The 23,328-nt window shown below is 60.9% G+C and carries 20 protein-coding genes and 1 pseudogene; 11 read left to right on the top strand and 10 right to left on the bottom strand.

The genetic code is table 11. The annotated features are described in order from the left end of the window. Nucleotides 1–52 precede the first annotated feature (52 nt). The 4 genes and pseudogenes from KBF66_RS01050 to ureE all read right to left on the bottom strand — a co-directional run. A complete protein-coding gene (locus tag KBF66_RS01050; protein ID WP_296650686.1) occupies nt 53–1,696 on the bottom strand; it encodes a response regulator in 1,644 nt (547 codons plus the stop codon). A 147-nt stretch (nt 1,697–1,843) separates the two neighbouring features. After that, the gene (gene ureG, locus KBF66_RS01055) at nt 1,844–2,506 is read right to left on the bottom strand and encodes an urease accessory protein UreG (RefSeq protein WP_296650690.1); all 663 of its coding nucleotides are present in this window, start codon (nt 2,504–2,506) and stop codon (nt 1,844–1,846) included. A 51-nt stretch (nt 2,507–2,557) separates the two neighbouring features. Continuing rightward, on the bottom strand, nt 2,558–3,235 hold the full coding sequence (locus KBF66_RS01060; protein WP_296650831.1) for an urease accessory UreF family protein: 678 nt from the start codon (nt 3,233–3,235) through the stop codon (nt 2,558–2,560). 76 nt (nt 3,236–3,311) lie between these two features. Further along, a pseudogene (gene ureE, locus KBF66_RS01065) lies at nt 3,312–3,785 on the bottom strand (urease accessory protein UreE); the annotation flags it as partial. Between the two features lie 151 nt (nt 3,786–3,936). Here ureE and KBF66_RS01070 point away from each other — a divergent pair. After that, nucleotides 3,937–4,095, top strand: a complete 159-nt coding sequence (locus KBF66_RS01070; RefSeq protein ID WP_296650697.1) for a hypothetical protein — start codon at nt 3,937–3,939, stop codon at nt 4,093–4,095. Nucleotides 4,096–4,108: 13 nt separating this feature from the next. Here the strand turns inward: KBF66_RS01070 and ureC are convergent, their stop codons facing one another. From ureC to KBF66_RS01090, 4 genes are all read right to left on the bottom strand, one after another. Further along, a complete protein-coding gene (gene ureC, locus KBF66_RS01075) occupies nt 4,109–5,872 on the bottom strand; it encodes an urease subunit alpha (protein ID WP_296650704.1) in 1,764 nt (587 codons plus the stop codon). 69 nt (nt 5,873–5,941) lie between these two features. After that, the gene (locus tag KBF66_RS01080) at nt 5,942–6,247 is read right to left on the bottom strand and encodes an urease subunit beta (protein WP_296650707.1); all 306 of its coding nucleotides are present in this window, start codon (nt 6,245–6,247) and stop codon (nt 5,942–5,944) included. Nucleotides 6,248–6,257: 10 nt separating this feature from the next. Next, the gene (locus tag KBF66_RS01085) at nt 6,258–6,851 is read right to left on the bottom strand and encodes a HupE/UreJ family protein (RefSeq protein WP_296650713.1); all 594 of its coding nucleotides are present in this window, start codon (nt 6,849–6,851) and stop codon (nt 6,258–6,260) included. 54 nt (nt 6,852–6,905) lie between these two features. Further along, complete coding sequence (locus KBF66_RS01090) at nt 6,906–7,208, bottom strand: urease subunit gamma (RefSeq protein ID WP_296650717.1); 303 nt, start codon at nt 7,206–7,208, stop codon at nt 6,906–6,908. Nucleotides 7,209–7,359: 151 nt separating this feature from the next. Between KBF66_RS01090 and KBF66_RS01095 the strand changes: the two genes are divergently transcribed. Together KBF66_RS01095 and KBF66_RS01100 are read left to right on the top strand one after the other, a co-directional pair. Next, nucleotides 7,360–10,899 carry an ATP-binding protein gene (locus KBF66_RS01095; RefSeq protein WP_296650718.1) on the top strand — a complete coding sequence of 1,180 codons (3,540 nt, stop codon included), beginning with the start codon at nt 7,360–7,362 and terminating at the stop codon, nt 10,897–10,899. Continuing rightward, a complete protein-coding gene (locus KBF66_RS01100) occupies nt 10,889–11,887 on the top strand; it encodes a response regulator (RefSeq protein ID WP_296650721.1) in 999 nt (332 codons plus the stop codon). The genes KBF66_RS01095 and KBF66_RS01100 overlap by 11 nt, the downstream gene beginning before the upstream one ends. 60 nt (nt 11,888–11,947) lie before the next feature. Here KBF66_RS01100 and KBF66_RS01105 read toward each other — a convergent pair whose 3' ends face one another. Further along, nucleotides 11,948–12,349 carry a RidA family protein gene (locus KBF66_RS01105; protein ID WP_296650725.1) on the bottom strand — a complete coding sequence of 134 codons (402 nt, stop codon included), beginning with the start codon at nt 12,347–12,349 and terminating at the stop codon, nt 11,948–11,950. A gap of 118 nt (nt 12,350–12,467) precedes the next feature. Between KBF66_RS01105 and KBF66_RS01110 the strand changes: the two genes are divergently transcribed. The 8 genes from KBF66_RS01110 to KBF66_RS01145 are packed head-to-tail and all read left to right on the top strand — an operon-like array spanning nt 12,468 to nt 21,676. Next, the gene (locus tag KBF66_RS01110) at nt 12,468–14,075 is read left to right on the top strand and encodes an ABC transporter substrate-binding protein (RefSeq protein WP_296650729.1); all 1,608 of its coding nucleotides are present in this window, start codon (nt 12,468–12,470) and stop codon (nt 14,073–14,075) included. A gap of 13 nt (nt 14,076–14,088) precedes the next feature. Further along, entirely contained in the window at nt 14,089–15,036 is a 948-nt protein-coding gene (locus KBF66_RS01115) for an ABC transporter permease (protein WP_296650734.1), read from the top strand. Nucleotides 15,037–15,083: 47 nt separating this feature from the next. Further along, nucleotides 15,084–15,920, top strand: coding sequence for an ABC transporter permease (locus KBF66_RS01120; RefSeq protein WP_296650834.1), 837 nt, complete (start codon nt 15,084–15,086; stop codon nt 15,918–15,920). Continuing rightward, nucleotides 15,917–16,981: an ABC transporter ATP-binding protein gene (locus tag KBF66_RS01125; RefSeq protein ID WP_296650739.1), complete on the top strand. Its 1,065-nt coding sequence runs from the start codon at nt 15,917–15,919 to the stop codon at nt 16,979–16,981. The genes KBF66_RS01120 and KBF66_RS01125 overlap by 4 nt, the downstream gene beginning before the upstream one ends. After that, on the top strand, nt 16,971–17,966 hold the full coding sequence (locus KBF66_RS01130) for an oligopeptide/dipeptide ABC transporter ATP-binding protein (protein ID WP_296650741.1): 996 nt from the start codon (nt 16,971–16,973) through the stop codon (nt 17,964–17,966). The genes KBF66_RS01125 and KBF66_RS01130 overlap by 11 nt, the downstream gene beginning before the upstream one ends. Further along, complete coding sequence (locus tag KBF66_RS01135) at nt 17,963–19,234, top strand: amino acid deaminase (RefSeq protein ID WP_296650744.1); 1,272 nt, start codon at nt 17,963–17,965, stop codon at nt 19,232–19,234. Before KBF66_RS01130 ends, KBF66_RS01135 begins: the two co-directional genes overlap by 4 nt. Nucleotides 19,235–19,239: 5 nt before the next feature. Continuing rightward, nucleotides 19,240–20,184 carry a MurR/RpiR family transcriptional regulator gene (locus tag KBF66_RS01140; protein ID WP_296650770.1) on the top strand — a complete coding sequence of 315 codons (945 nt, stop codon included), beginning with the start codon at nt 19,240–19,242 and terminating at the stop codon, nt 20,182–20,184. A gap of 1 nt (nt 20,185) precedes the next feature. Further along, nucleotides 20,186–21,676, top strand: a complete 1,491-nt coding sequence (locus KBF66_RS01145; RefSeq protein WP_296650773.1) for a D-aminoacylase — start codon at nt 20,186–20,188, stop codon at nt 21,674–21,676. An 87-nt stretch (nt 21,677–21,763) separates the two neighbouring features. Here the strand turns inward: KBF66_RS01145 and miaB are convergent, their stop codons facing one another. Beyond that, the gene (gene miaB, locus KBF66_RS01150; RefSeq protein WP_296650776.1) at nt 21,764–23,104 is read right to left on the bottom strand and encodes a tRNA (N6-isopentenyl adenosine(37)-C2)-methylthiotransferase MiaB; all 1,341 of its coding nucleotides are present in this window, start codon (nt 23,102–23,104) and stop codon (nt 21,764–21,766) included. Nucleotides 23,105–23,328: the final 224 nt, after the last annotated feature.

The raw sequence follows: 23,328 nt of genomic DNA on the forward strand, positions 1-23,328 counted from the left end.
TAAGGCTTGGTCGCTAGTGTTTTCCCGCGCCAATCGACAAAACAGCTGTTTTTCAACTGGCCGCAGTGCCCACGCGCAGCGTCAAACCACCCGCCTGACGCTTTTGCTCGCCCAGCGACGCCCGGGTGATGTGGGTGCTATAGCGGCTGCGCAAGGTCTGTACCCGTTCTGCCAGGTCGTGCACATCGGTCATCTTGTCGGCGTATCGGTGCAGCACCAGATACGCAGTTTCAATGAGCTTTCCACTCAGGGTGCTGCTGCCATGCTGGATCAGGTTGTTGACGGCAGCTCTGGGGTCGCCCGACAGGCTCAGGGTCATGGCGCTTTCGGCCAGTTTGAGGACCTGTGCATGCGCGCTGCGAATGCGCGCGGCATACGCTGGATGGGCGCTGGCGGCCCCGGCCAACAGCTCGGACAAGGCGCGCGTGCCGGCAAAGCGCAAGCCCAGGGCGTCGATCACCGCGTCAACCTCTTCCAGCTGAATCGCCTTGTCGGCCAGTTGTGCCAGCAGCGACACCAGATTGGAGGCCGACTCGTAGTCAAACTCCGGGTCTTTGATCTGCTTGCACAAGGTTCGCACCACTTGGATCATCTGCGCATATTGACGTTGCGCGATCAGCAGCAGTGCGTCGACCGTGCCGGCAAGGCGCTGGTGGCGACGGCTGTCGGGGTAACGCTCCATCAGGCGGGAGAAGTCGTCGCGGCAGCGCTGCAAGCCTTTGCTGTCACCGCGCCCCAGCCGCACAAATGCCAGCAACACCAAGGTCTGGCAGTCAAACATTTTCGAATCCAGACCCAGGCGTGTGGTGCGATCCAGGTAGTGTTCGGCCTGCGCCGATTTGCCGGCAAAGTAACTCATCATGCCAAGGTTTTGCAGCCGGGTGATGGACGATGGGGTTAGTTCGCTGGCCATTTTGTAGGTTTCCAGCGCCGCCTCGAAACGGCCCTGCTCGAACTGGGCACGCCCCATCACGTCGTAGGCGTCGGTGTAGCTGGGGTCTTCCTTGATCAGGTTCTCCAGTGTGCTGACGGCCTTGCCGGTTTGCCCCTCATCCAGTAGCGAGCGAGCAACACCCAGCTTGGCCCAGGGCAGGGTTTTGGCATCCACAACGGCTTGATACAGTTTCTGTGCCTGGTCGTACTTGCCCACCCGCAACAACAGTTCGGCCCCCACCCGTGCGGCATAAAGCCAGAATCTGCCCCGTGTGATGAAACGCTTCAGGCACAGGTTAGCCGCGAGTTCAAAGTCCTGGGATTCGATGGCGCTAAAAATTTCCTGCAGCGAGGCTTTGCGAACGCGTGCCTGGCGCAGGCGCTCACCCAACTGGGTGGCTTTGTGGGGTTTGAGCAGGTAGCCGTCCAGCGCAGATTCGGCAGCCTCGGCCACCTTGGTGTAGGTGGCCTCACCGGTCACCATGATGAAAACGGTCGAAAACGGCAGCAGCTGGTTGCGCCGCAGATCATCGAGCAGGTCCTGCCCTGAGGTGTTCTCGCCCGCAAAGTGATGCTCACACAGTACCACATCAAATTTGCGGTATTCCAGCTGGCGCCGTGCGTCGGTCAGGCGCGCACACTGCACCACCGCGCCCATGCCAAAGTCACGCAGCTGCGACACCAGAATGGAGCGCGAAGTTGGGTTGGCATCGACCACCAGTGCGCTGCTGGCGGACAGGTCGTCGTCAAGCATGTCCATCATCTTTACCGCAATATTGACGCGCTGCCGGTGGCAGCGTAGGTCTGTCTCTCGATTTGTGTACGAGATGACAATGTAGCACCATGGCGTTCGCTCACCAGGCGGCAGCAATGGCCAGATCGCTTGATTCTTGTGTGGCCGATATTGGCTTTAGCGAGCTGAGAGCATGCCGCGTTGTTCGATGAATGCCACAACCTCAGTCAAACCAGCGTTAGTTTTCAGGTTGGTCATGACGAATGGCTTGACACCTTTTGGCGTGTTGCGCATGCGCATGGTGTCTGCGCGCATCACGTCCAGGTTGGCACCCACATGGGGGGCCAGGTCGGTCTTGTTGATGACAAACAGGTCGCTCTTGGTGATGCCCGGGCCGCCTTTGCGCGGGATTTTTTCGCCGGCGGCCACGTCGATGACGTAAATGGTCAGGTCACTCAGCTCGGGGCTGAAGGTGGCGGCCAGGTTGTCTCCGCCGCTCTCAATAAAGACGATGTCAGCGTTGGGAAAGTCCACCAGCATGCGGTCAATGGCTTCGAGGTTGATCGAGGCGTCTTCGCGGATGGCGGTGTGCGGGCAGCCGCCGGTCTCCACCCCCATGATGCGTTCGGGTGGCAGCGCGCCGCTGACGGTCAGCAGGCGCTGGTCTTCCTTGGTGTAGATGTCGTTGGTGATGGCGACCAGGTCGTATTGCTCGCGCATGGCTTTGCACAGCATTTCAAGCAGGGTGGTTTTGCCCGAGCCGACCGGGCCGCCAATGCCCACGCGCAGGGGTGGCAGTGGTTTGGTGCGATTCGGGATGTGGTGCAAGGGGGAATTCATGGTGTCAGGTTGATATAAAAATAAGAGTCATAAAGGCTTACTGGATATGCGCTAGGACCTGAAAAGTCTTGAATATTGCACTTCATGCTGGCTGCTCAGAATGGCCAGCATCGGGTTAAAGGCCTGGCGTTCGTCGTCACCCAGCGTCAGGGCATGGTCCACCGCAGCTGGAATGTCGGCCGCCAGCGCCGACAAGATGCGTTGCCCGGCGCTTTGGCCCAACGGCACCGCCTTGATAGCGGCCTGCATCATGTTCTCGGCCCAGCCAAAGGCATAGGTCAGCAGGCAGTCCCGCAGCGCGGCGCCGGTGCTGCTCGCCGCCAGCGCAAACGCCAGCGGGTAGGTCGGCTGTAGATCAGCCAGCCGCTGGATCTGTGCGGGTGGTGCGGTGGTGTGGTTGCGCAGCCACTCCAGCAGGGAGCGGCCCATTTGTTCGGTTTGCGCGCGCAGTTCGCTGCTTTCCCGGGTGCACAGTACCCAGCTGTTGAGCTGCGCGATGCGCACCATATCGCTTGCCTGCCAGGCGGGAACAGCCTGTGCGATCAGTGCCAGATCGGCCCGCGCCAGGCTGCTGTGCAGTTGCGCCAGCAGCCACTCCGATGCATCTGCTTCTGTAGCGACCAGCCCGGCATCCACCGCCGCTTCCAGGCATTCCGAGTATGAAAACCCCCCTACTGGCAAGGCTGGCGAGGCCAGCCACATCAATTGCAGCAGGCTGCTGGGGTTCATCGGTGCGGCGGGTTCAATGGCTGTGGGTGCAGCCCGGGCCATGCTCATGGGCGTCGCTCTTGCTGTGGTCATGTCGGTGCCCGCCAAAATGCCCACCGGTGGCGTAGGCACCGTTCTCTGGCTCAAACGGCTCGCCCACCTCGGTCACGATCAGGTGCATGGCGCGCAGCATGTCGGCCAGCACGTGATCGGGTTCGATCTTCAGGTGATCGGGCTGCAGCTCAATGGGGACATGCCGGTTGCCAAGATGGTAGGCGGCGCGGATGAGGTCAAACGCCGAGCCATGCTTGGGGCAGTGGGTGATTTTGAGCACCGGCTGTGGCGCGGCCAGCACGCGAATCAGCGAGCCGTCTTGCGCCACCAGCACATCACTTCCGCGTGCGACAGTGCCGCGTGGCAGAAAAACTCCCAGAATGCGGCCCGCTGAATCAGTGACCTCAAAGCGGCTCTTCTGTCGAATATCCCAGTCCAGCTCGACGGTGCTGGCACGTTTGAGCAATGCCGCCGCCAGACCGGCGCCTTGAGGAATGAGTTTGGAGACCTGGAGCATGGGTGAAGTTGGATCTAGAGCAGGGTCTGTGACAATGAGATGGACTGGATTGTTTCGGAGAAATCTATGCGCTGGATCGCCATCTTTTCAGACCTTCCTGCGACGCCACACAGACGAGATCCTGATTGCCGGTGGTTGTCGTGAGTCGCCCGTGTCCCCGTTTGTGGGTGGCATGTGGGTCATGGAGGTATGTCGTCGTGAGCGGGCCGTTGAACTGATTGAACAGGATCCCTATTGGGTACCCGAGCATCGCACCGTGCGTTTGCTGACTTGGGGGAAAGGGCTGGAGGATCGGGTGGTGGTTCTGTAATTCAGCATGTAAATCAAAACAGGAAATACCGCTGCGCCATCGGCAAACTCACTGCGGGTTCGCAGGTCAGCAGTTGCCCATCGGCACGGACACTGTAGGTTTGGGCATCAATCTCCATGCTGGGCAGGTAGTGGTTGTGCACCATGTGTTGTTTGCGCACGCCGCGGATGTTTTTTACCGCGCTCAAGGTCTTGGCCAAGCCGAAGCGCTCCTTGATGCCCGCAGCCAGCCCTGCCTGCGAGACAAAGGTGAGCGAGCCACGCGCCAGCGCGCCACCAAAGGCACCAAACATCGGCCGATAGTGCACTGGCTGCGGGGTCGGAATACTCGCGTTGGGGTCGCCCATGGCGGCCATGGCGATGAAGCCGCCTTTAAGGATCAGCGCTGGTTTCACGGCAAAAAATGCAGGCTTCCACACCACCAGATCGGCCCATTTGCCGACCTCGATGCTGCCGACCTCATGACTGATGCCGTGCGCAATCGCCGGGTTGATCGTGGTTTTGGCTACATAGCGTTTGGCGCGAAAGTTGTCATTGCGCTCTTTATGCTCCACCAGCGCGGCCTCGGTCTGGATGCTGCCCAGCACCAGCGGCGGGGCCAGCCAGCCGCGCTGCGTCTTCATCTTGCTGGCGGTCTGCCAGGTGCGGATGATGACCTCGCCCACGCGGCCCATGGCCTGGCTGTCGCTGCTCATCATGCTGATGGCACCCAGGTCATGCAACACGTCTTCGGCGGCGATGGTTTCCTTGCGGATGCGGCTTTCGGCAAACGCCAGGTCCTCGGCAATGCCTGCATTGAGGTGGTGGCAGACCATCAGCATGTCAACATGCTCGTCGAGCGTGTTGACGGTGTAGGGCATGGTCGGGTTGGTGGAACTCGGCAAAAAGTTGGCCTCACCCACCACTTTCAGGATGTCGGGCGCATGGCCGCCACCGGCGCCCTCGGTGTGAAAAGCGCACAGGCCGCGCCCTTTGGTGGCGGCAATGGTGTTTTCGACAAAGCCCGATTCATTGAGCGTGTCGGAGTGGATTGCCACCTGCACATCGGTCTGGTCGGCCACGTCCAGGCAATTGCTGATGGCTGCCGGCGTGGTGCCCCAGTCTTCGTGCAACTTCAGGCCGATCACGCCGGCATTGACCTGTTCGTGCAAGGCGGCAGGCAGGCTGGCGTTGCCCTTGCCCAGAAAACCCAGGTTCATCGGAAAGGCATCAGCCGCCTGCAGCATGCGCTCAATGCTCCACGGCCCGGGCGTGCAGGTGGTGGCAAAAGTGCCGGTGGCGGGCCCGGTGCCACCGCCCAGCATGGTGGTAACGCCTGACGCCAGCGCTTCTTCAATTTGCTGCGGACAGATGAAGTGGATGTGGCTGTCGATGCCGCCAGCGGTGACGATATTGCCCTCGCAACTGATCACCTCGGTGCCCGGGCCAATGATGATGTCCACGCCCGGCTGGGTATCAGGGTTGCCGGCCTTGCCGATGGCGGCAATGCGCCCGCCCTTCAAGCCGATGTCGGCCTTGACGATGCCCCAGTGGTCCAGGATCAGTGCGTTGGTCAGCACCGTGTCAACGGCACCTTCAGCGCGTGTGCGTTGGCTTTGCGCCATGCCGTCACGGATGGTTTTACCGCCGCCAAACTTGACCTCTTCGCCATATGAACCAGCGCGCAGGGTGTAGTCCTGCTCCACCTCAATGATCAGAGCGGTATCGGCCAGGCGCACCCGATCACCCACGGTGGGGCCAAAAATCTCGGCGTAGGCGCTGCGTCCAATCGTGGCCATGTCAAAACCTTCAAAAAAGAGAGCTGTTATCGCTTACTGGATATGCGCTAGAGGCCGAAATCATCGCAATCAGAGGGCCCCCATCAGCTGTCCGCGAAAACCATGCACCACACGGGCACCGGCATAGTCCACCAGTTCCACCGTGCGCTGTTGACCGGGCTCAAAACGCACCGCCAGCCCTGAGGCGATGTTCAGCCGCATACCGCGCGCCGCCGTGCGGTCAAAGTTCAGCGCGCCGTTGGTTTCGGCAAAGTGGTAGTGCGAGCCCACCTGAATGGGACGCTCGGAGCCATTGCTCACCACCAGCGTGCAGGTGCGCCGATGCGCATTCAGCACATGCTCCCCTGCGTCGGTGATGATTTCGCCCGGGATCATGCTGCGCCCGTCAGACTTGGCTGAACAGGTACAGGCCAGCCATACCCAGCGCCGCACCCAGCCCACCCAGAACGCTGACGCTGCGCGCTGCGAGCCAGCAGCGCAGGCTCAACCCCATGCCCACACCGCTCAGGTGCAACACGCCGGTGACCAGCAAGAAGCCGGCGGCGTAACCCACAAAGCCGGCCTCTGGCGTCTCAGCGCCATGGGCCAGGCCGTGCAGCGACGCCGCCAGCGCGATCAGACCCAGGCCGAACGCTGTGGGCATGGGCTTGGTCGCCAATACCAGCATCAAGCCAAACAGCACGACCGACAAGGCAATGGCGTGCTCGAGGTAGGGCACAGTCACGCCACTGGCACCCAGAACCGCACTCAACAACAACGCCAACATGAACGCCGCCGGCCCCTGCCAGACTTTGCCGGACGGCAGAGCGCTGACCGACCAGACACCCACCGCCAGCATTGCCAGCAGGTGGTCAGCACCGAAGGGATGGGCCAATCCGTCCATCAGGCTCAAAGTTGCATGGCCGGTATGAGCACTCGCGGCCGTCGATATTGCACAGGCAGCGATGAAAAGAGATGTTTTTGCCAATTGAATGCTCATGATGCCAAGGTCTCCAGTGTTGTGGTTGGGAAGTGCGGTGTAGGGTGAAAAAACTCAAACAATCGGTTGGTGCACGGTCACCAGTTTGGTGCCATCAGCGAAGGTCGCCTCGACCTGAATGTCCGGAATCATCTCGGCAATGCCGTCCATCACATCGGCGCGGGACAGCACGGTGCGCCCGGCGCTCATCAACTCGGCCACGGTTTTGCCGTCGCGTGCGCCCTCCATCACGGCGGCACTGATCAGCGCCACAGCCTCGGGGTAGTTGAGCTTGAGGCCACGCGCCCTGCGGCGCTCGGCCAGCAGCGCAGCGGTGAAAAGCAAGAGCTTGTCTTTTTCACGAGGAGCCAGTTCCATTTCGTTTTACTCAATGCTTTGATGAATTGGCCTGTTCGGTCACCCATGCCGGCCGAACAAGCAGAACGAGGAGGAGTTTCATACCTTCATTATGCAAAACTTGTGCCGCTCAGTCAGGGCGTGTGGCACGAAAACTGCACCCATACTACATGTGAGCTCCAACACCGCTACTGTTGCCCCTGAAACCGCGTCTGCCGCCAAAGCGGTGCAGCGCATCACGCTGGTGCGTCGCGACTACAACGGCTGGGTGGCCAGCGAAACCATGGAAGACTACGCGCTGCGCTACACCCCCCAGCGCTTTCGTAAATGGTCGCCGTGGCGGGTCGCCAACACGGCGTTCGGCGCCGCGTCCTTTCTGATTCTGGAGGCGGTGGGCGCGACTCTGTTGGTGCAGTATGGTTTTGCCAATGCCCTGTGGGCCATTCTGGTCACCGGGTTGATCATCTTCATGGCCGGTTTGCCGATCAGCATCTATGCGGCGCGCTATGGTGTCGACATGGATTTGCTCACCCGTGGTGCCGGGTTTGGGTACATCGGCTCGACCATCACCTCGCTCATCTACGCCTCCTTTACCTTCATATTCTTTGCGTTGGAGGCAGCGGTGATGGCCTATGCGCTGGAGTTGGCGCTGGGTATTGAGCCACGCTGGGGTTACCTGGTTTGCGCCCTGGTGGTGATTCCGCTGGTCACGCACGGGGTCTCGACCATCAGTCGCCTGCAGGTGTGGACGCAACCGCTGTGGCTGGTGATGCTGGTGGTGCCATTTGTCTATGTGCTGCTGCGTGACCCCGGTGCGTTCTCCGGCGTGGCGCACTACATTGGTGAGCGTCAGGGGGCGGATGCCTTCAGTCTGCCTCTGTTTGGTGCGGCGTTGACAGTGGGCATCGCTTTGATGACGCAAATGGGCGAGCAGGTGGACTACCTGCGGTTCATGCCGCCGGTCACGCCGGCCACCCGCTGGCAATGGTGGCTGGGGGTGTTGATCGGCGGGCCGGGCTGGGTTTTGCTCGGCGTCTTGAAAATGCTCGGTGGCGCACTGCTGGCGTATCTGGCCATCAGCCATGCCGTGCCGCTGGACCGTGCAGTCGACCCCAACCAGATGTACCTGGCTGCCTATGAATATGTGTTTCCCCACTACGGGTGGGCGGTGGCGGCCACCGCGCTGTTCGTGGTGTTGTCGCAGATCAAGATCAATGTCACGAATGCCTACGCAGGCTCGCTGGCCTGGAGCAATTTCTTCTCGCGGCTGACACACAGCCACCCGGGGCGGGTGGTGTGGGTGGTGTTCAACACGCTGATTGCTTTTGCTTTGATGGAGCTCAACGTGTTTGCCGCGCTGGGTGATGTGCTGGGTTTGTATTCAAACCTGGCGATTGCCTGGATGATGGCGGTGGTGGCGGATCTGGTGATCAACAAGCCTTTGGGTCTTTCGCCGCCAGGCATTGAGTTCAAGCGGGCCCACCTGTACGACATCAACCCGGTGGGTGTCGGCGCCATGGTGCTGGCCTCGCTGTTGTCGGTGTCGGCCTACCTGGGTGCGTTTGGTGCCATGGCACAAGCCTTTTCGGCCTTGATCGCTTTAGGCACGGCGTTAGTTGCTTCACCATTGATAGCTTTTGTGACGCGCGGCAAGTATTACCTGGCGCGCGCGGCGGTGCTGGCACCGGGCGATGTAGCCAGTGACCAACGTCTGCAGGTGCAACGCTGTGTGATCTGTGAACGTGACTATGAGGCGCCTGACATGGCGCATTGCCCGGCGTATCAGGGTGCGATCTGCTCCTTGTGCTGCACACTCGATGCGCGCTGCGGCGACCTGTGCAAGCCCCAGGCCAGCCTGTCGAGCCAATGGCAAAGCAGTTTGCGCTGGCTGCTGCCCAGGCCGGCCTGGGCCTATCTGGACAAGGGCCTGGGCACGTTTTTGTTGTTGATGCTGGTGATCGCGCCGCTCCTGGCCTGTGTGCTGGGTCTGCTGTACCACCAGGAATCGCGCGCGCTGGCCGACTCGGTGTTTCACCTGGCCTCGCGCGACATCACCCGCGATGTTCTGCGCACCGCCTACATCAAGCTGTACCTGGCGCTGATCCTGATCGCCGGGCTGGTGGCCTGGTGGGTGGTACTGGCGCACCAAAGCCGACGGGTGGCGCAGGAAGAGTCGAACCGCCAAACCCGTCTGCTGCTTCGTGAGATTGAGCTGCACCGCCAAACCGACCAGGCGCTGCAGCAGGCCAAACAGGTGGCCGAGCAGGCCCGTGCTGCCGCCGACCTGGCCAACCAGGCCAAAAGCCGATACATCAGCGCCATCAGCCACGAGCTGCGCACCCCGCTGAACAGTATTTTGGGTTACGCGCAGCTGATGGGTGAAGACAGCGCCATTCCACCGCATCGCAAACAGGCCGTGAACGTGATCAAGCGCGGCGGTGAACACCTGCTGTCGCTGATCGAAGGCACGCTTGATATAGCCCACATCGAGGCGGGTCGTCTGACGCTCACGCCCAAGCCGATGCAGTTTGCCGAACTGATCCACGACATTGCCGGACTGTTTGAACTTGAGGCACAAGCCAAGGGTCTGGCGTTCAACCTGGAGATTGAGGGGGTGCTGCCCCTGGTGGTACGTGCCGACGAGAAGCGTGTGCGCCAGATTCTCATCAACCTGTTGGGAAATGCGCTCAAATTTACCAGCAAAGGGCATGTCCTGTTGCGGGTGCGCCATGCGCGGGAAATGGCCTGGCTGGAAATCGAAGACACCGGTCCAGGGCTGTCCGCACAGGAGCATGAGCGGATTTTTGAGCCTTTTACCCGTGGCGGCAGTCATGGCAGTACGGGCAGCCCACCCGGGGCCGGATTGGGTTTGACCATCGCCAAAATGCTCACCGACCTGATGGGTGGCGAACTCACGGTACGCAGTGCACCTGGTGAAGGCTCCGTGTTCAAGGTTAAATTGTTCTTGCCCGAGGTGCGGGTGGCGGCCAGCGGAACCGTGTACTCACCCGCATCCAAACATCAGAACCGCCTGTTTGTGCGCCGCCCACGCCTGAGTTACGCCGGACCGCGACGGCGCATCCTGGTGGTGGACAACGAAGAGGCTGACCGGGAGCTGCTGGTGCAAGTGTTGCAACCGCTCGGGTTTGAACTGCGACTGGCCGCCAGTGGCCATGATTGCCTGGACCTGCTGGCCGCCGGCTACCAGCCCGCAGCGATCCTGATGGACCTGGCAATGCCCGGTATCGACGGCTGGGAGACGATTCGCCGCCTGCGTGTGCTGCAACAGGGCAGCCCTCATCCACCGCCCTGCATCGCCATCGTGTCGGCCAACGCCTTTGACCGTGGGCTTGACAACGACGTTGGTATCCCTTCAGAAGATTTCATCCTCAAACCGGTGCGCCATGCGGACTTGCTGGACTGGCTGGAGCGACGCCTGACGTTGACGTGGCTCGATACCCCACCTGAGCCGCCGCGAGGCGAATCGGTCGCAGGCGCGGCCGAGGTGTGCATTCCGCCGCGCCAGCCACTTGAAGCCCTGCGTGAACTGGTGGCACTGGGCTATTACCGGGGCATCTTGAACCAGCTCGATGAGATTGATCGACTTCATCCTGATTGCGCCGGGTTTGTCAACGACATGCGTGCGCTGGCCAAACAGTTCCAGTTTGAATCCATGGTCGGCAAGTTGGCCGCTGTGCCCCATGAAAGCTGATTTGCTCACCACCCTGCCGCGCCCGCTGCTTGATCGCACCCTGGACCGCGCCAACAGCGATGTGGTGCTGATCGTCGACGACGTGCCCGACAACCTGGCGATGCTGCATGACGCGCTGGATGAGTCAGGGTACACCGTGCTGGTGGCCACGCACGGCGAGGCGGCATTGCAGCGTGCCGCTCAGGTGTTGCCGGACATCATTTTGCTGGACGCCATGATGCCGGGTCTGGACGGTTTTGAAGTGGCGCGCCGGCTCAAGGCCACAGCGCAGACCGCGCACATCCCGATTGTTTTCATGACCGGGTTGACCGATACCGAATACCTGGTGGCCGCGCTGGAGTGTGGCGGGGTTGATTACGTGACCAAGCCGATCAAACCCAAGGAAGTGCTGGCGCGCATGGCAGTGCATTTGCAGGGTGCGCGTGAAAAGCGCCAGGCACGCAGCGCCCTGGATGCCTTTGGTTATGCCAGCATCACGGTGCGGGTGAGTGATGGCCGTCTGATGTGGCAGACACCGTTGGCGCGTGAGTTGTTGCTGCGCTATTACGGCACCGACGCGCCCACCACGCCGATTCCGGTGCTGGCCTGGTTGCGCCGTCATGTACAGGCCAAAGAGGTGCTGGCCGAGCCGCCGCGCCTGAGCATTGAGCTGGGCTCGCAACGCCTGACCTTCCGTTTGCATCAGCAGATTGGCGACAGCGACGGTGGCGGAGACTGGCTGATCATCATGCAGGAGGTGAGCGACGCCAGCGTGATCGAGAGCATCGCTCTGAGCTTCAAACTTACCCCGCGCGAGGCAGAGGTGCTGTACTGGGTGGTCAAGGGCAAGATCAACCGCGACATTGGCGACATAGTGGGCAGTAGCCCGATGACCGTCAAGAAACACCTGGAGCGCGTGTTTGTCAAACTCGGCGTCGAAACCCGCACCGCCGCCGCGGCCATGGTGCTGAGCCGCATCCGGCAGTTGCAGCCGCAGTTCGAGCAGTGATCTTTGGTGCGCTCGGGGTTGGGTCCTCGTGGGCGCGGCACCCTTGTTCAGCTGCCCCGCTCAGGCAGGTTTCTGGCCAGGCTTGTAAGCCGTGACATCCATCTCCACCTTGGCGTCAATCATCAATCGCGACTCTACCGTGGAGCGCGCGGGGCGGTGATCGCCAAAGCACTCCATGTACACACGGTTGAAGCTGCCGAAGTCGCGCGCATCGTCCAGCCACACACTCACCTTTGCCACATCGGCCAGGGTGCAGTCAGCCAATGCCAACGCCTGTTTGATGCGCTCGAAGACTTGGCGGGTCTGCGCTTCGATGCCACCGACAATGACTTGACCCTGGTCGTCCGTGGGCACCTGACCTGAGACAAATACAAAATCACCCGCACGTGTGGCGGGCGACAGCGGTCGCGCCAGGCGGTCGGACGCCAAAGGGGCCTGACCCAACATTTCAACATTTGACATTGAAGACTCCAGTTGTAAAAAATTTACATTGAATAAGGAAAAATACCGTTGACAACAGGAAAACTCAAGCTTAGCATCAATAATTGTAATTTTATTACTTTTTAATTGAGGAGTCATGATGCATCGCCAGTCACCAAGTACCCCCGAGTTCCCTTTTTCTGCGCCTTCTGCGGTTCGCCCTCAGAGCAGACGTCACCTGCTCGGCCTGATGGCCGCTACCAGTGCGCTGAGTTTCGCGTTGGCGGGTGTGGCTGTGGCAGCGCCGGCCAGAGGCGGGGCTGCCAATCTGGCGATGGTTGGCGAGCCGCAAGGATTGGATCCGATGACCAGCACGGCAGACCTGGTTGGCACCATCATGCAGCACGTCTACGAGCCGCTGTACACCTTTGATGCCAATTGGGGCATTGCACCCATGCTGGCCGAAAGCCTGCCGGTGGTGTCCAAGGATGGGCTGACCTACAGCATCACCTTGCGTAAAGGCGTGATGTTGCACAACGGGCGTGAGCTCAATGCCGATGACGTGGTTGCATCACTCAACCGCTGGATGGAGCTGGCACCCCGGGGCAAAGCGGTTGGCAAGGAGGTCGCTTCTCTGACAGCCAAGGGAACGCACGGTCTCGAGCTTCGCCTGAAGACGCTCTATGCCCCGTTATTGGCACAACTGGCATTGCCAAGTGGCATGGCGGTCATCATGGCCAAGGAAAGCATTGCCCCGCAATTGAAAGACTTCATTGGCACAGGCCCCTACAAGTTCAAGGAACGCAAGCCTGACCAGTACACCGTGCTGGTCCGCCATGATGGTTACAGTGCGCGCAAGGAGGCCCCCAGTGGCTATGCAGGTCGTCGTGAAGCGGTGCTGGACGAGCTTCGCTTTATTCCGGTGCCCAATGCCAATACCCGGGTCGAGGGTGCTTTGTCCGGGCAGTTTCACTACGCGGACCTGTTGCCGGTTGAAGCCATTGGTCGAGTCGAGAAGGCTGGCGCCAGTGTGGTGCCTATCGTGACCAAGAACTTTGGCTTTCCGTACATCGTGTTCAATACCAAAGAGGGTGTGATGGCCAGCCAACCCATGCGCCGTGCGGTGCAGGCTGCCTCGGGCCCAGGGGAAATGCTGGCGGGCGGATTTGGCGACAACCGGTTCTTTGTGGTCGAGCCCAACTTTTTCCCCAAGGGCACGCCCTATTATTCGTCTGCCGGAACAGATCTGTACAACCAGCGCAACCCGATCGTTGGCAAGGATCTCGCTGTCAAAGCGGGCTACAGCGGTCAGCCCATTCGCATCATGGCCAGTCGCCAATACGAGTTTCACTACAACATGGCCCTGGTCATGGCCGAACAGCTCAAGAAAGCCGGATTCAAGGCTGACCTGCAAATCGTCGATTGGGCCACCCTGGTGCAAAGACGCAACGACTCCAAGCTGTGGGATGTTTACTTTACCCATTCCGGCCTGTTCCCGGAGCCAATGCTGTCACCGCCGCAATTGGGCGATGGTGCGCCCGGTTGGTGGGATAGCCCGGCCAAGAAAGCCACATTGGCCGCCTTTAATCAGGAAACCAATCTGGCCAAGCGCGGCCCGCTGTGGAGCAAGGTGCAGCAAACCATTTACGACGAAGTGCCTTTTATCGAGGTCGGTAAATTCAATGCCTTGTCGGTTCGGTCGGCCAAGCTCGAAGGCTATACCCCGTCCACCTGGCCATTCTTCTGGAACACCGGCCTGACCAAGTAAGCACCTTTAGACCATGCGGTTTCTGCTGAATCGGCTGGCCGGAGCCGCGGTGGTGTTGATGATTGTGGCGGTGCTGGTCTTCCTTCTGACCCGTCTGGCTTCTGGCGACCCCATGGCGCTGATGCTGGGCGATCAGGCCACGGTGGAAGATGTCGCCAAGGCCCGCACGCAGTATGGTCTGGACAAGCCGCTACCGACACAGTTTGCGTTGTGGATGGGCGAATTGCTGCAGGGCAACCTGGGACAGTCTATCTTTCTGCAACGACCCGTGGCCCAGGCGCTGCTCGAGCGTGCCGAGCCAACCTTGTTTCTGGCATTTTTTGCGGTGACCATCGCGGCCGCCATCGGCATTCCCTTTGGCATGGTGGCCGCCATCTGGCGTGGCAGTTTGCCTGATCAACTCTTGAGCGGCTTGGCCATGCTGGGTGCCAGCATTCCAAGCTTCTGGATGGGGCTGATCCTGATCCAGTTTTTTGCCGTGCATTTGGGCTGGTTTCCCGCCTCCGGCTATGGCGACCCGGGCATGGGTCTGAGTGCGCGTCTGTATCACCTGGTGCTGCCAGCGTCTGTTTTGGGCTTGCTGAATTCAGCGCTCATCATTCGTTTTACGCGCGCCTCGATGCTTGACATTCTGGGTGAAGATTTTGTGCGGACCGCCCGCGCCAAGGGCTTGCCGGAGCGGGTTGTAATGTTCAAGCACGTGCTGAGAAATGCCTTGGTTCCCATCATCACCGTGCTGGGACTGACCGTGGCGCTGATGATTGGCGGCACGGTGGTGACTGAAACAGTCTTCAACTTGCCCGGGGTTGGCAATCTGGTGGTCCGCGCGGTGCTGCGACGTGACTACCCGGTGATTCAGGGCACGTTATTGGTGATTGCGGGCATCTATGTGTTCATCAACCTGATGATCGATTTGCTTTACACGCTGGTGGATCCCCGAATCCGGCTGGAGGGCAGATGAGCGCCGTCGTGGCTCCCCTGACCAACGGGCTGGACCGATGGTTTCCCCTGGCCGCACCGGTGTTGCGTCGCCTGTTTGCCCGCAGGGTGGTGCTGATGGCCGCCCTGTTACTGACCTTCGTGGTGAGCGTGGCCACGGTTTATCCCTGGCTGTCGGCGGCAGATCCGAACGAGATCAACGTCAGCGAGCGCCTGTTTGCGCCATCTTGGGCGCATCCGGCCGGCACGGATGAGCTCGGTCGGGACGTGCTGCTGCGCATTGTGTATGGTGCGCGGTACTCGCTGCTGATCGGGTTTGTCACGGCTGCCGGTGCGGTGCTGCTGGGAACCCTGATGGGTGTGATGGCGGGCTTTTTCCGGCGTCTGGATGCGCCCTTGATGCGCTTGGTCGATGCCATGATGTCATTTCCCGACATCCTGCTGGGTATCGCCCTGGTGTCGATTCTGGGCGTGTCACTCTGGAATGTGATGCTGGCGCTGGTGATTGTTTACACACCCCGTGTGGCACGGGTGGTGCGGGCTGCCACCCTGGTGCTGAGGGAACTGCTCTTTGTCGATGCGGCGCGGGCTTTGGGCGTGGGCACCCCGCGCATCTTGTGGTCACACATCCTGCCCAACCTGATGTCACCGATTCTGGTGCAGGTGACTTTTATCTTCGCTTATGCCATTTTGGCTGAGGCCGGGTTGTCGTTTTTGGGCGTGGGTGTCCCGCCCGATATTCCAACCTGGGGCACCATGATCGCGGGCAGTCTGGAGTATTCCGACAAGGCTTTCTGGACCATTTTGTGCCCTGGCCTTGCCATCATCCTGACCGCCGTGTCCTTGCAAATGCTGGGCGATGGTGTGCGCGACCTGCTGGACCCGAAGCTGAAGAAAGCCGTATGAAAGCCGATGTGATCCAGCAACCCCGGCTGGCGGTGCACGCACTGTCCACCTCGTTTGCCACCGATGCAGGACGCATTCAAAGCGTGGCCGATGTGTCCTTCAGCATTGCGCCGGGCCAGACGCTGGCACTGGTTGGCGAGTCGGGGTCGGGCAAGTCGGTCACCAGCTTGTCCTTGATGGGCCTACACGCCAAAACCTCGCAAGCCCGGGTGGACGGCCAAGCCTGGTTTGTCCGGCGCGATGGACAGCGCGTCAATCTGCTGGCTTTGCCCGAAGACGCGCTGCGACGTCTGCGCGGCAATGAGATGGCCATGATTTTTCAGGAGCCAATGACCAGTCTTAATCCGGTGCTCACTATAGGAGAGCAGATTGCCGAGTCCGCGCGACTGCATTTGAAGATGGATCGCGCTACCGCGTGGGCGCACGCACTTCGCATGCTGGACCTGGTGGAGATTCCGGCAGCGCCCCGACGGATTTCGGAGTATCCGCACCAGCTCTCGGGGGGCATGCGCCAGCGCGTGATGATTGCCCTGGCGGTGGCCTGCCATCCGACCCTGCTGATTGCCGATGAGCCGACCACCGCGCTGGATGTCACGATCCAGGCGCAGATCCTGGCCTTGATGGGGCGCTTGCTGAAAGAAACTGGCATGAGCCTGCTGTTCGTGACCCACAACCTGGCGGTGGTGGCGCAGTATGCGGACGCGGTGGCGGTGATGTATGCCGGTCGGGTGGTCGAGACCGCCCCGGTGCACGCGCTTTTTGCCCAACCCCAACACTCCTATACCCGAGGTCTGCTGGCGTGCCTGCCCGGTGTGGCGCGACGCCGAGCGTTGAACGATGGACCGGCCTTGGGGCGGCGCCCGCAGCTGGTGGCCATTCCGGGCCAGGTGTCCAGTCCGCTGGCACCGCCGCCCGGGTGCGCCTTTGCACCCCGTTGTCCGCAGCGCCAGGCGGCCTGTGAGGTGCAAATGCCCATCCTGGAGCCGATGGGCGACCGGCGTCAGGTGCGCTGCCTCCAGTGTCAGGACGGCAGCAAACAGGAGTCACTGCATGAGCGTTGAAGACATCCTGGTTGACATACGGGGCCTGAGCAAGTATTTCGGTGACGGTCCACAACCCGTGCGCGCCGTGGACGACGTGAGTTTTTCGATTCTCCGGGGCGAAACTTTGGGTCTTGTCGGCGAGTCCGGCTCCGGCAAAAGCACCATTGGCCGCTTGTTGACGCGACTGCTCGACCCGACGGCAGGTCAGATGCTGTACCGTCCGGCGGGTGGCGCGAATCAGGAAACCGCTGTGGATCTGGCGCGACTATCGCAAGGGCAATACCGCCCGCTGCGCTCCAAGATCCAGATCATTTTTCAGGACCCCTACGCCAGTCTCAATCCGCGCATGCGTATCCGCCAGGTGCTGGCAGAGGCCCTGGACACCCATGGCCTGGCCCGGGGTGCCCAGCGCGGGCCACGGATTGATGCCTTGCTGGAACAGGTTGGCCTACGACCGGAGCACGCGCAGCGCTTCCCGCACGAGTTCTCGGGCGGCCAGCGTCAGCGCATCGGCATCGCACGGGCGTTGGCCGTGGCCCCCCGTTTCATTGTGGCCGATGAGCCTTTGTCGGCACTCGACGTCTCGATTCAGGCGCAGGTGGTGAATTTGCTTGGGGAACTCAAGGAGCAACTTGAACTGACCTTGCTGTTTATCTCGCACGACCTTGATGTGGTGGAATACCTGTGCGACCGTGTCGTGGTGCTTTACCTGGGGCGGGTGATGGAAATTGCACCGACCCGTGCCTTGTACGCAAGGCCGCAGCACCCCTATACACGGGCCTTGCTGGCCGCAGCCCCGGTTCCTGACCCGGCGCAGCGGCGCGAGATCCCCTTGTTGCACGGCGACTTGCCCAGCCCTGCCAACCCCCCATCCGGATGCGTTTTTCGGACCCGTTGTCCACATGCCCTGGACCTTTGTTCAAGTACCGGGACACCTTTGCGCGAAGTCAGTCCCGGCCACTGGAATGCCTGCTGGCGTCAAGACCTTAGCCCTTCATCATGACCACCGATTTCACTCTGGATCACAGCTTCAAAAGCTACCCCCTCAACGCCAGCCCCTGCAAAGCCAGTGAACTGGCATCCAAAGGTTGGAATGTGCTGGCCAACGACCTGGCTTTTCCTCTGGCGGCGATACGGCGCAGCGCGCTGGTCCACAACATCGCCTGGATGCAGGCGTATGCCAACCGTCAAGGCGTTGCGCTGGCACCGCACGGCAAAACCACCATGTCTCCCCAGTTGTTTCAACAGCAGTTGGCGGGCGGTGCCTGGGGGATGACCTTTGCCACGCTTTACCAGGCCGCGGTGGGTGTTGAGGCTGGTGTGCGCCGCATCATCATCGCCAACCAGGTGCTCAGCGATGTCGATCTGGACGCCTTGGCCGCCCTGCTGGCGCAACATGCCGATTTGCGCGTCTGGTTTCTGGTGGACTCTGTGGCCCAGCTCGCGCTGATTGAAGACTGGGTGACGCGCCGCACGGCCACGCCGGTTTTTGATGTATTGCTCGAAATGGGGATTGCCGGTCAGCGCACCGGTTGCCGCACGCTGGAGCAGGCACTGGAACTGGCCAAGCGGCTGGCAGCGTCCCCGGTGGTGCGGCTCAGTGGGGTTGAGTGTTACGAAGGCAGCGTGGCACGATGTGACAGCGCACTTGACGCGCGTGAGGTCTCCGCACTGGTGCGTCGGGTCATCGAGGTCGTTCGGGCGTGTGACGCCGAAAACCTGTTTCAGGGTGATGAACTTCTGATCACCGCGGGTGGCTCGGCGGTGTTTGACCTGGTCATTCCGCTGTTGCAGTGGCACGACTTGAAGCGCCCGATGCGTGGGGTGTTGCGCTCCGGCTGCTACGTCACGCATGACCACGGCAACTATGCGCGATTTCTGCGCCTGGTCGAACAACGTGAGGGGCTCGATGCCTCGCTGCGGCCCGCACTGGAAGTCTGGACCATGGTGCAGTCAGTGCCTGAGCCAGGACTGGCGCTACTCACCTGTGGCCGGCGTGACATTTCCTACGACCTTGAGATGCCGCTGCCGCAACGCCTGGCTGTGCGGGGCTCCCGATCGACCCAGGCGGTTCCGTCAGACTGGAAAATCAGCGCGCTCAACGATCAGCACGCCTACCTGCGCTTTGATTCCGCGGGGCCGCACCCTGCCGTCGGCGACCGGGTCAGCCTGGGGATCTCGCATCCCTGTACCACTTTTGATAAATGGCGCTGGCTGGCCTTGGTGGAAGATGACGGGGCGGTGACGGGTGCCGTTTCCACCCGGTTTTGACGCTCATGGTCAGCTCGTCACCCGGGTTGTTGCAGCAGTTGCGCGAGCGGCTACCTGCCCTGCCCAATGCGCAGGGCAAGGTGGTGCTCCAAATGCTGGCCGACCCGCACCAGGTCGCGCGTGCCACGGTGGAACAGTTGGCACAGCAGGCGCAGGTGTCTATGCCCACGGTGGTGCGTACCTGCCGCAGCTTTGGGTATGGATCGGTGCGTGATTTCATGCTGGCATTGGCACAAGACCTGGCAGTGTCGGGTTCGCACTTGCATCGCAGCGTGCTCGATGAAGACAGTGCCCAGCAGGTGTCAAGCAAGATCATCCAGGCGGCGGTCGCCTCACTGAGCGAGCTGGGGCGGCGCATCGACACGGTGATGATTGACAAAGTTGCCGAACACCTGGCACTTGCCAGACGTATCGATTGTTATTCGGTGGGTGCGGCCTCGACCTTTATGGCCAATGAGCTGCAGAGCCGCCTGTTTCGGTTGGGGCGCAATGCCAATGCCATCTTTGATGCCCATCAGCAACTGGTCTCGGCCAGCACCTTGGGGGCCGACGGTGTGGCTTTTGTCATCTCCCATGTGGGTCGTATGCCGTACACGCTCGAAGCGGCCAGATTTGCCCGTGCGCAAGGAGCCACCGTGGTTGCCATGACCCAGCCCGATACACCGCTGGCCGAAATGGCAGACCTGGTGCTGGGGGTCTCGGTTCCGCCCGACGCGGTGATGCGGGTGGGTACCGAGGCCTACCTGGCCCATCTGTTGGTGCTCGAGATACTGATGGTTCGACTGGCGCAACGGCTCGGTCCTCAGGTTGCGTATGGCTTGCAGCAGTTCAAGCAACTGCTGCACAAGCACGGGTTTGACAGTGCCGAATATGCCGGCTTTACCGATAGCGCCGCGGAGTGTGAGCCGCGAATCGCAACAAGCCTTGTCCAACCTGCGAGAAGCAACTGAGATGGCATACGCAACTTTGTTGAGAAATGGACTGATCGTCGATGGCGACAACCATCCGGCGCATTTGGGCGACCTGTTGCTGGTGGGTGACCGTATCGTGGCGTTGTCGCCGCCTGGTCAGATGGCATACGGTGAACAACTCGCGTCTGGCATGACGATTGAGGACATTGACTGCACCGGAAAAGTCATTGCGCCTGGGTTTATTGATGTACACACCCATGACGATGCGGCCGTGCTGGATACGCCTGCCATGCTGCCGAAACTGTCGCAAGGCGTGACCACGGTGGTGGTTGGGAATTGCGGCATTTCATTGGTTCCAATGGTGACCGATTCACCAATGGCACCGCTGTCGCTGCTGGGAAACAAGCAGTTCCGATTTGGCAGCGTTGGTGCCTACATGCAGGCCATTGAGGCCCATTCACCGGCCGTCAATGTTGCTGTCCTCGTGGGGCATACCACGCTGCGGATGCGGCACATGACGCAGCTGGATCGACCGGCGCATAGCGACGAGCTGGCGGCCATGGTGGCCGATCTGGAGGATGCCATGGCAGGCGGTGCCCTGGGCCTGTCCTCGGGTGTTTTCTATCGCGAGGCCTATGCCGCCGATCCGGCCGAGTTGATCGCCCTGGCATGCGCCGCTGCCCGCGCCGGTGGCATTTATGCTACCCATATCCGCGATGAGCTGGCAGGCATTCTGCCCGCCATGCTGGAGGCAGCGCAGACCGCGCGCCAGGCAGGTTTGCCGCTGGTGCTGTCGCATCACAAATGTGCCGGACCTGCCAACTGGGGACGAACCCGGGAAACCCTGCCCCTGATAGAGCAACTGGCGCGCCAGCAGGACATCGGCATGGATGTGTACCCCTATACCGCCGGCTCCACAGTGTTGCGCGAAGACCTGGTGGACGGTGTGATCGACATCCTGATCACCGGTAGCCAGCCGCATCCTGAAATGGTGGGGCGTTATCTGGCGAACATTGCCTCGGACTGGGGTGTGTCGCAACAGGAGGCCTGTCGGCGCCTCATGCCCGGTGGTGCCTGTTACTTTCAGATGCGCGAAGATGATGTGCAGCGCGTCATCACACACCCCTTGTCCATGATCGGATCCGACGGCTTGCCTCATGACGACCGACCGCATCCGCGCCTGTGGGGCGCTTTTCCGCGGGTACTGGCCCGCTATTGGCGTGAGAAAGGCGTTTTGCAACTGGAGCAGGCGATCCACAAAATGTCGGCGCTGTCGGCGCGGCGGTTCCAGCTTGATCAAAGGGGAAAGTTGCTGGCAGGCTATTACGCCGATGTGGTGGTGTTTGATCCTCAATCGGTTCAGGATCTGGCGAGCTTTGAAAACCCGGTGCAATTCAGTGCGGGCATCGAACAGGTGTGGGTTAACGGGGTTTTGAGTTACACAGCGGAACACCGCGGCGCAACCGTACGCTCGGGCCGCTTCCTGAAACGTGGCGGGAATGCGTTGCCCGAAGTTGTTTGCACGCCCTGACCGGCCACCTTCGCCGGCACTGTGGTTTGCGGGCGAATGGCCGAGGTCCAAGCGCCAACGCAGCCGCCGAATCGGTCCGACAGAGCGCTAGGTCGATTCGGTCGTTTGACTCAATGCTTCGCCGCGCAACGTATAGGTGCGCGTTTCGGTGATGTTCACTTCCAGCAAATGACCAATCAGCCGCGGCTGACCGACAAAGTTCACCACCCGGTTGCACTCGGTTCGGCCCATCAGCTCGTTGCTGTCACGCCTGGAAGCCCCTTCGACCAGAATGCGCTGGCGCGTGCCGACCAGGCTGGCACTGATGCGCGCCATGTTGGCGTTGATGGCGGCCTGCACATCCTGCAGGCGCCTGAGTTTGACGTCGTGGGGCGTGTCATCGGGCAGGTTCGCGGCTGGCGTGCCGGGGCGTGGACTGAAAATAAAGCTGAAGCTGTTGTCAAACCCCACGTCCTCGATCAACTGCATCATCTTGCGGTGGTCGTCATCGGTCTCGCCAGGAAAGCCGACGATGAAGTCGCTGCTCATCGCCATGTTCGGACGAATGGCGCGCAGCTTGCGGACCGTGCTCTTGTATTCCATAGCGGTGTAGCCACGCTTCATGGCCATCAGAATGCGGTCTGAGCCGTGCTGCACCGGCAGATGCAGGTGGCTCACCAGTTTGGGCAACCTGTTGTAGGCGGCAATCAGCGCGGGGGTGAACTCGTTGGGGTGGCTGGTCACATAGCGCAGGCGCTCGATACCAGGGATGTCCGACACATATTCCAGCAGGGTGGCAAAGTCGGCCACCTCGGCCGTGCTGCCCATCGGTGCGCGCCAGGCATTCACGTTCTGGCCCAGTAGTGTGATCTCTTTCACACCCTGATCCGCCAGACCCGCCACCTCAACCAGAATGTCGTCAAACGGGCGGTGAATCTCTTCGCCGCGCGTGTAGGGCACCACGCAGTAGCTACAGTATTTGGAGCAGCCTTCCATGATCGACACAAAGGCACTGGCGCCTTCGACACGGGCTGGCGGCAGGTGGTCGAACTTCTCGATTTCAGGAAAGCTGATGTCCACCTGTGACGCGTTCAGCCGAGCACGCTCGGCCAGCATCTGTGGCAGGCGGTGCAGCGTTTGCGGGCCAAACACCAGATCGACATAGGGCGCGCGCTCGATGATGGCCGCACCCTCCTGGCTGGCCACACAACCACCAACCCCGATGAGCGCGCCTTTTTTCTTCAAATGTTTGACGCGACCCAGGTCGGAGAACACCTTTTCCTGCGCCTTTTCGCGCACCGAGCAGGTGTTGAACAAAATCAGGTCGGCCTGCTCGACATCGTCGGTTGGCTCGTACCCTTGAGCGGCACCCAGCACGTCGCTCATCTTGTCGGAGTCGTACTCGTTCATCTGACACCCATAGGTTTTGATGAAAACTTTTTTGTTCATAGATGATGTTAAAAATTTAGAAGCATGAAACGCTTCAATATAAAGCGGTTGACGCCAATGGGTTCAACATTCAAGCCGCCTGGCTGAAAGTGCTGGACCGACGTCTTTTGGCCCGCGAGACGCTGCGGTAGCCAGGCCGCTTGGGCCAAACAGCAGCCATTGAAAAAAACGCCAGCTTGACGTGTCAGCGAGTCATGGTGTGTATCCAGAGGCTGTGAAAGATG

Source organism: Rhodoferax sp. (assembly GCF_018063565.1).
GTDB lineage: Bacteria > Pseudomonadota > Gammaproteobacteria > Burkholderiales > Burkholderiaceae_C > Rhodoferax.

What these genes read in the sequence shown, in the direction of transcription:
- KBF66_RS01050 (WP_296650686.1), bottom strand. Translation starts at nt 1,696, where the DNA reads ATGATGGACATGCTTGACGACGACCTGTCCGCCAGCAGCGCACTGGTG.
- ureG (WP_296650690.1), bottom strand. Translation starts at nt 2,506, where the DNA reads ATGAATTCCCCCTTGCACCACATCCCGAATCGCACCAAACCACTGCCA.
- KBF66_RS01060 (WP_296650831.1), bottom strand. Translation starts at nt 3,235, where the DNA reads ATGAACCCCAGCAGCCTGCTGCAATTGATGTGGCTGGCCTCGCCAGCC.
- ureC (WP_296650704.1), bottom strand. Translation starts at nt 5,872, where the DNA reads ATGGCCACGATTGGACGCAGCGCCTACGCCGAGATTTTTGGCCCCACC.
- KBF66_RS01080 (WP_296650707.1), bottom strand. Translation starts at nt 6,247, where the DNA reads ATGATCCCGGGCGAAATCATCACCGACGCAGGGGAGCATGTGCTGAAT.
- KBF66_RS01085 (WP_296650713.1), bottom strand. Translation starts at nt 6,851, where the DNA reads ATGAGCATTCAATTGGCAAAAACATCTCTTTTCATCGCTGCCTGTGCA.
- KBF66_RS01090 (WP_296650717.1), bottom strand. Translation starts at nt 7,208, where the DNA reads ATGGAACTGGCTCCTCGTGAAAAAGACAAGCTCTTGCTTTTCACCGCT.
- KBF66_RS01100 (WP_296650721.1), top strand. Translation starts at nt 10,889, where the DNA reads ATGAAAGCTGATTTGCTCACCACCCTGCCGCGCCCGCTGCTTGATCGC.
- KBF66_RS01105 (WP_296650725.1), bottom strand. Translation starts at nt 12,349, where the DNA reads ATGTCAAATGTTGAAATGTTGGGTCAGGCCCCTTTGGCGTCCGACCGC.
- KBF66_RS01110 (WP_296650729.1), top strand. Translation starts at nt 12,468, where the DNA reads ATGCATCGCCAGTCACCAAGTACCCCCGAGTTCCCTTTTTCTGCGCCT.
- KBF66_RS01115 (WP_296650734.1), top strand. Translation starts at nt 14,089, where the DNA reads ATGCGGTTTCTGCTGAATCGGCTGGCCGGAGCCGCGGTGGTGTTGATG.
- KBF66_RS01125 (WP_296650739.1), top strand. Translation starts at nt 15,917, where the DNA reads ATGAAAGCCGATGTGATCCAGCAACCCCGGCTGGCGGTGCACGCACTG.
- KBF66_RS01130 (WP_296650741.1), top strand. Translation starts at nt 16,971, where the DNA reads ATGAGCGTTGAAGACATCCTGGTTGACATACGGGGCCTGAGCAAGTAT.
- KBF66_RS01135 (WP_296650744.1), top strand. Translation starts at nt 17,963, where the DNA reads ATGACCACCGATTTCACTCTGGATCACAGCTTCAAAAGCTACCCCCTC.
- KBF66_RS01140 (WP_296650770.1), top strand. Translation starts at nt 19,240, where the DNA reads ATGGTCAGCTCGTCACCCGGGTTGTTGCAGCAGTTGCGCGAGCGGCTA.
- KBF66_RS01145 (WP_296650773.1), top strand. Translation starts at nt 20,186, where the DNA reads ATGGCATACGCAACTTTGTTGAGAAATGGACTGATCGTCGATGGCGAC.
- miaB (WP_296650776.1), bottom strand. Translation starts at nt 23,104, where the DNA reads ATGAACAAAAAAGTTTTCATCAAAACCTATGGGTGTCAGATGAACGAG.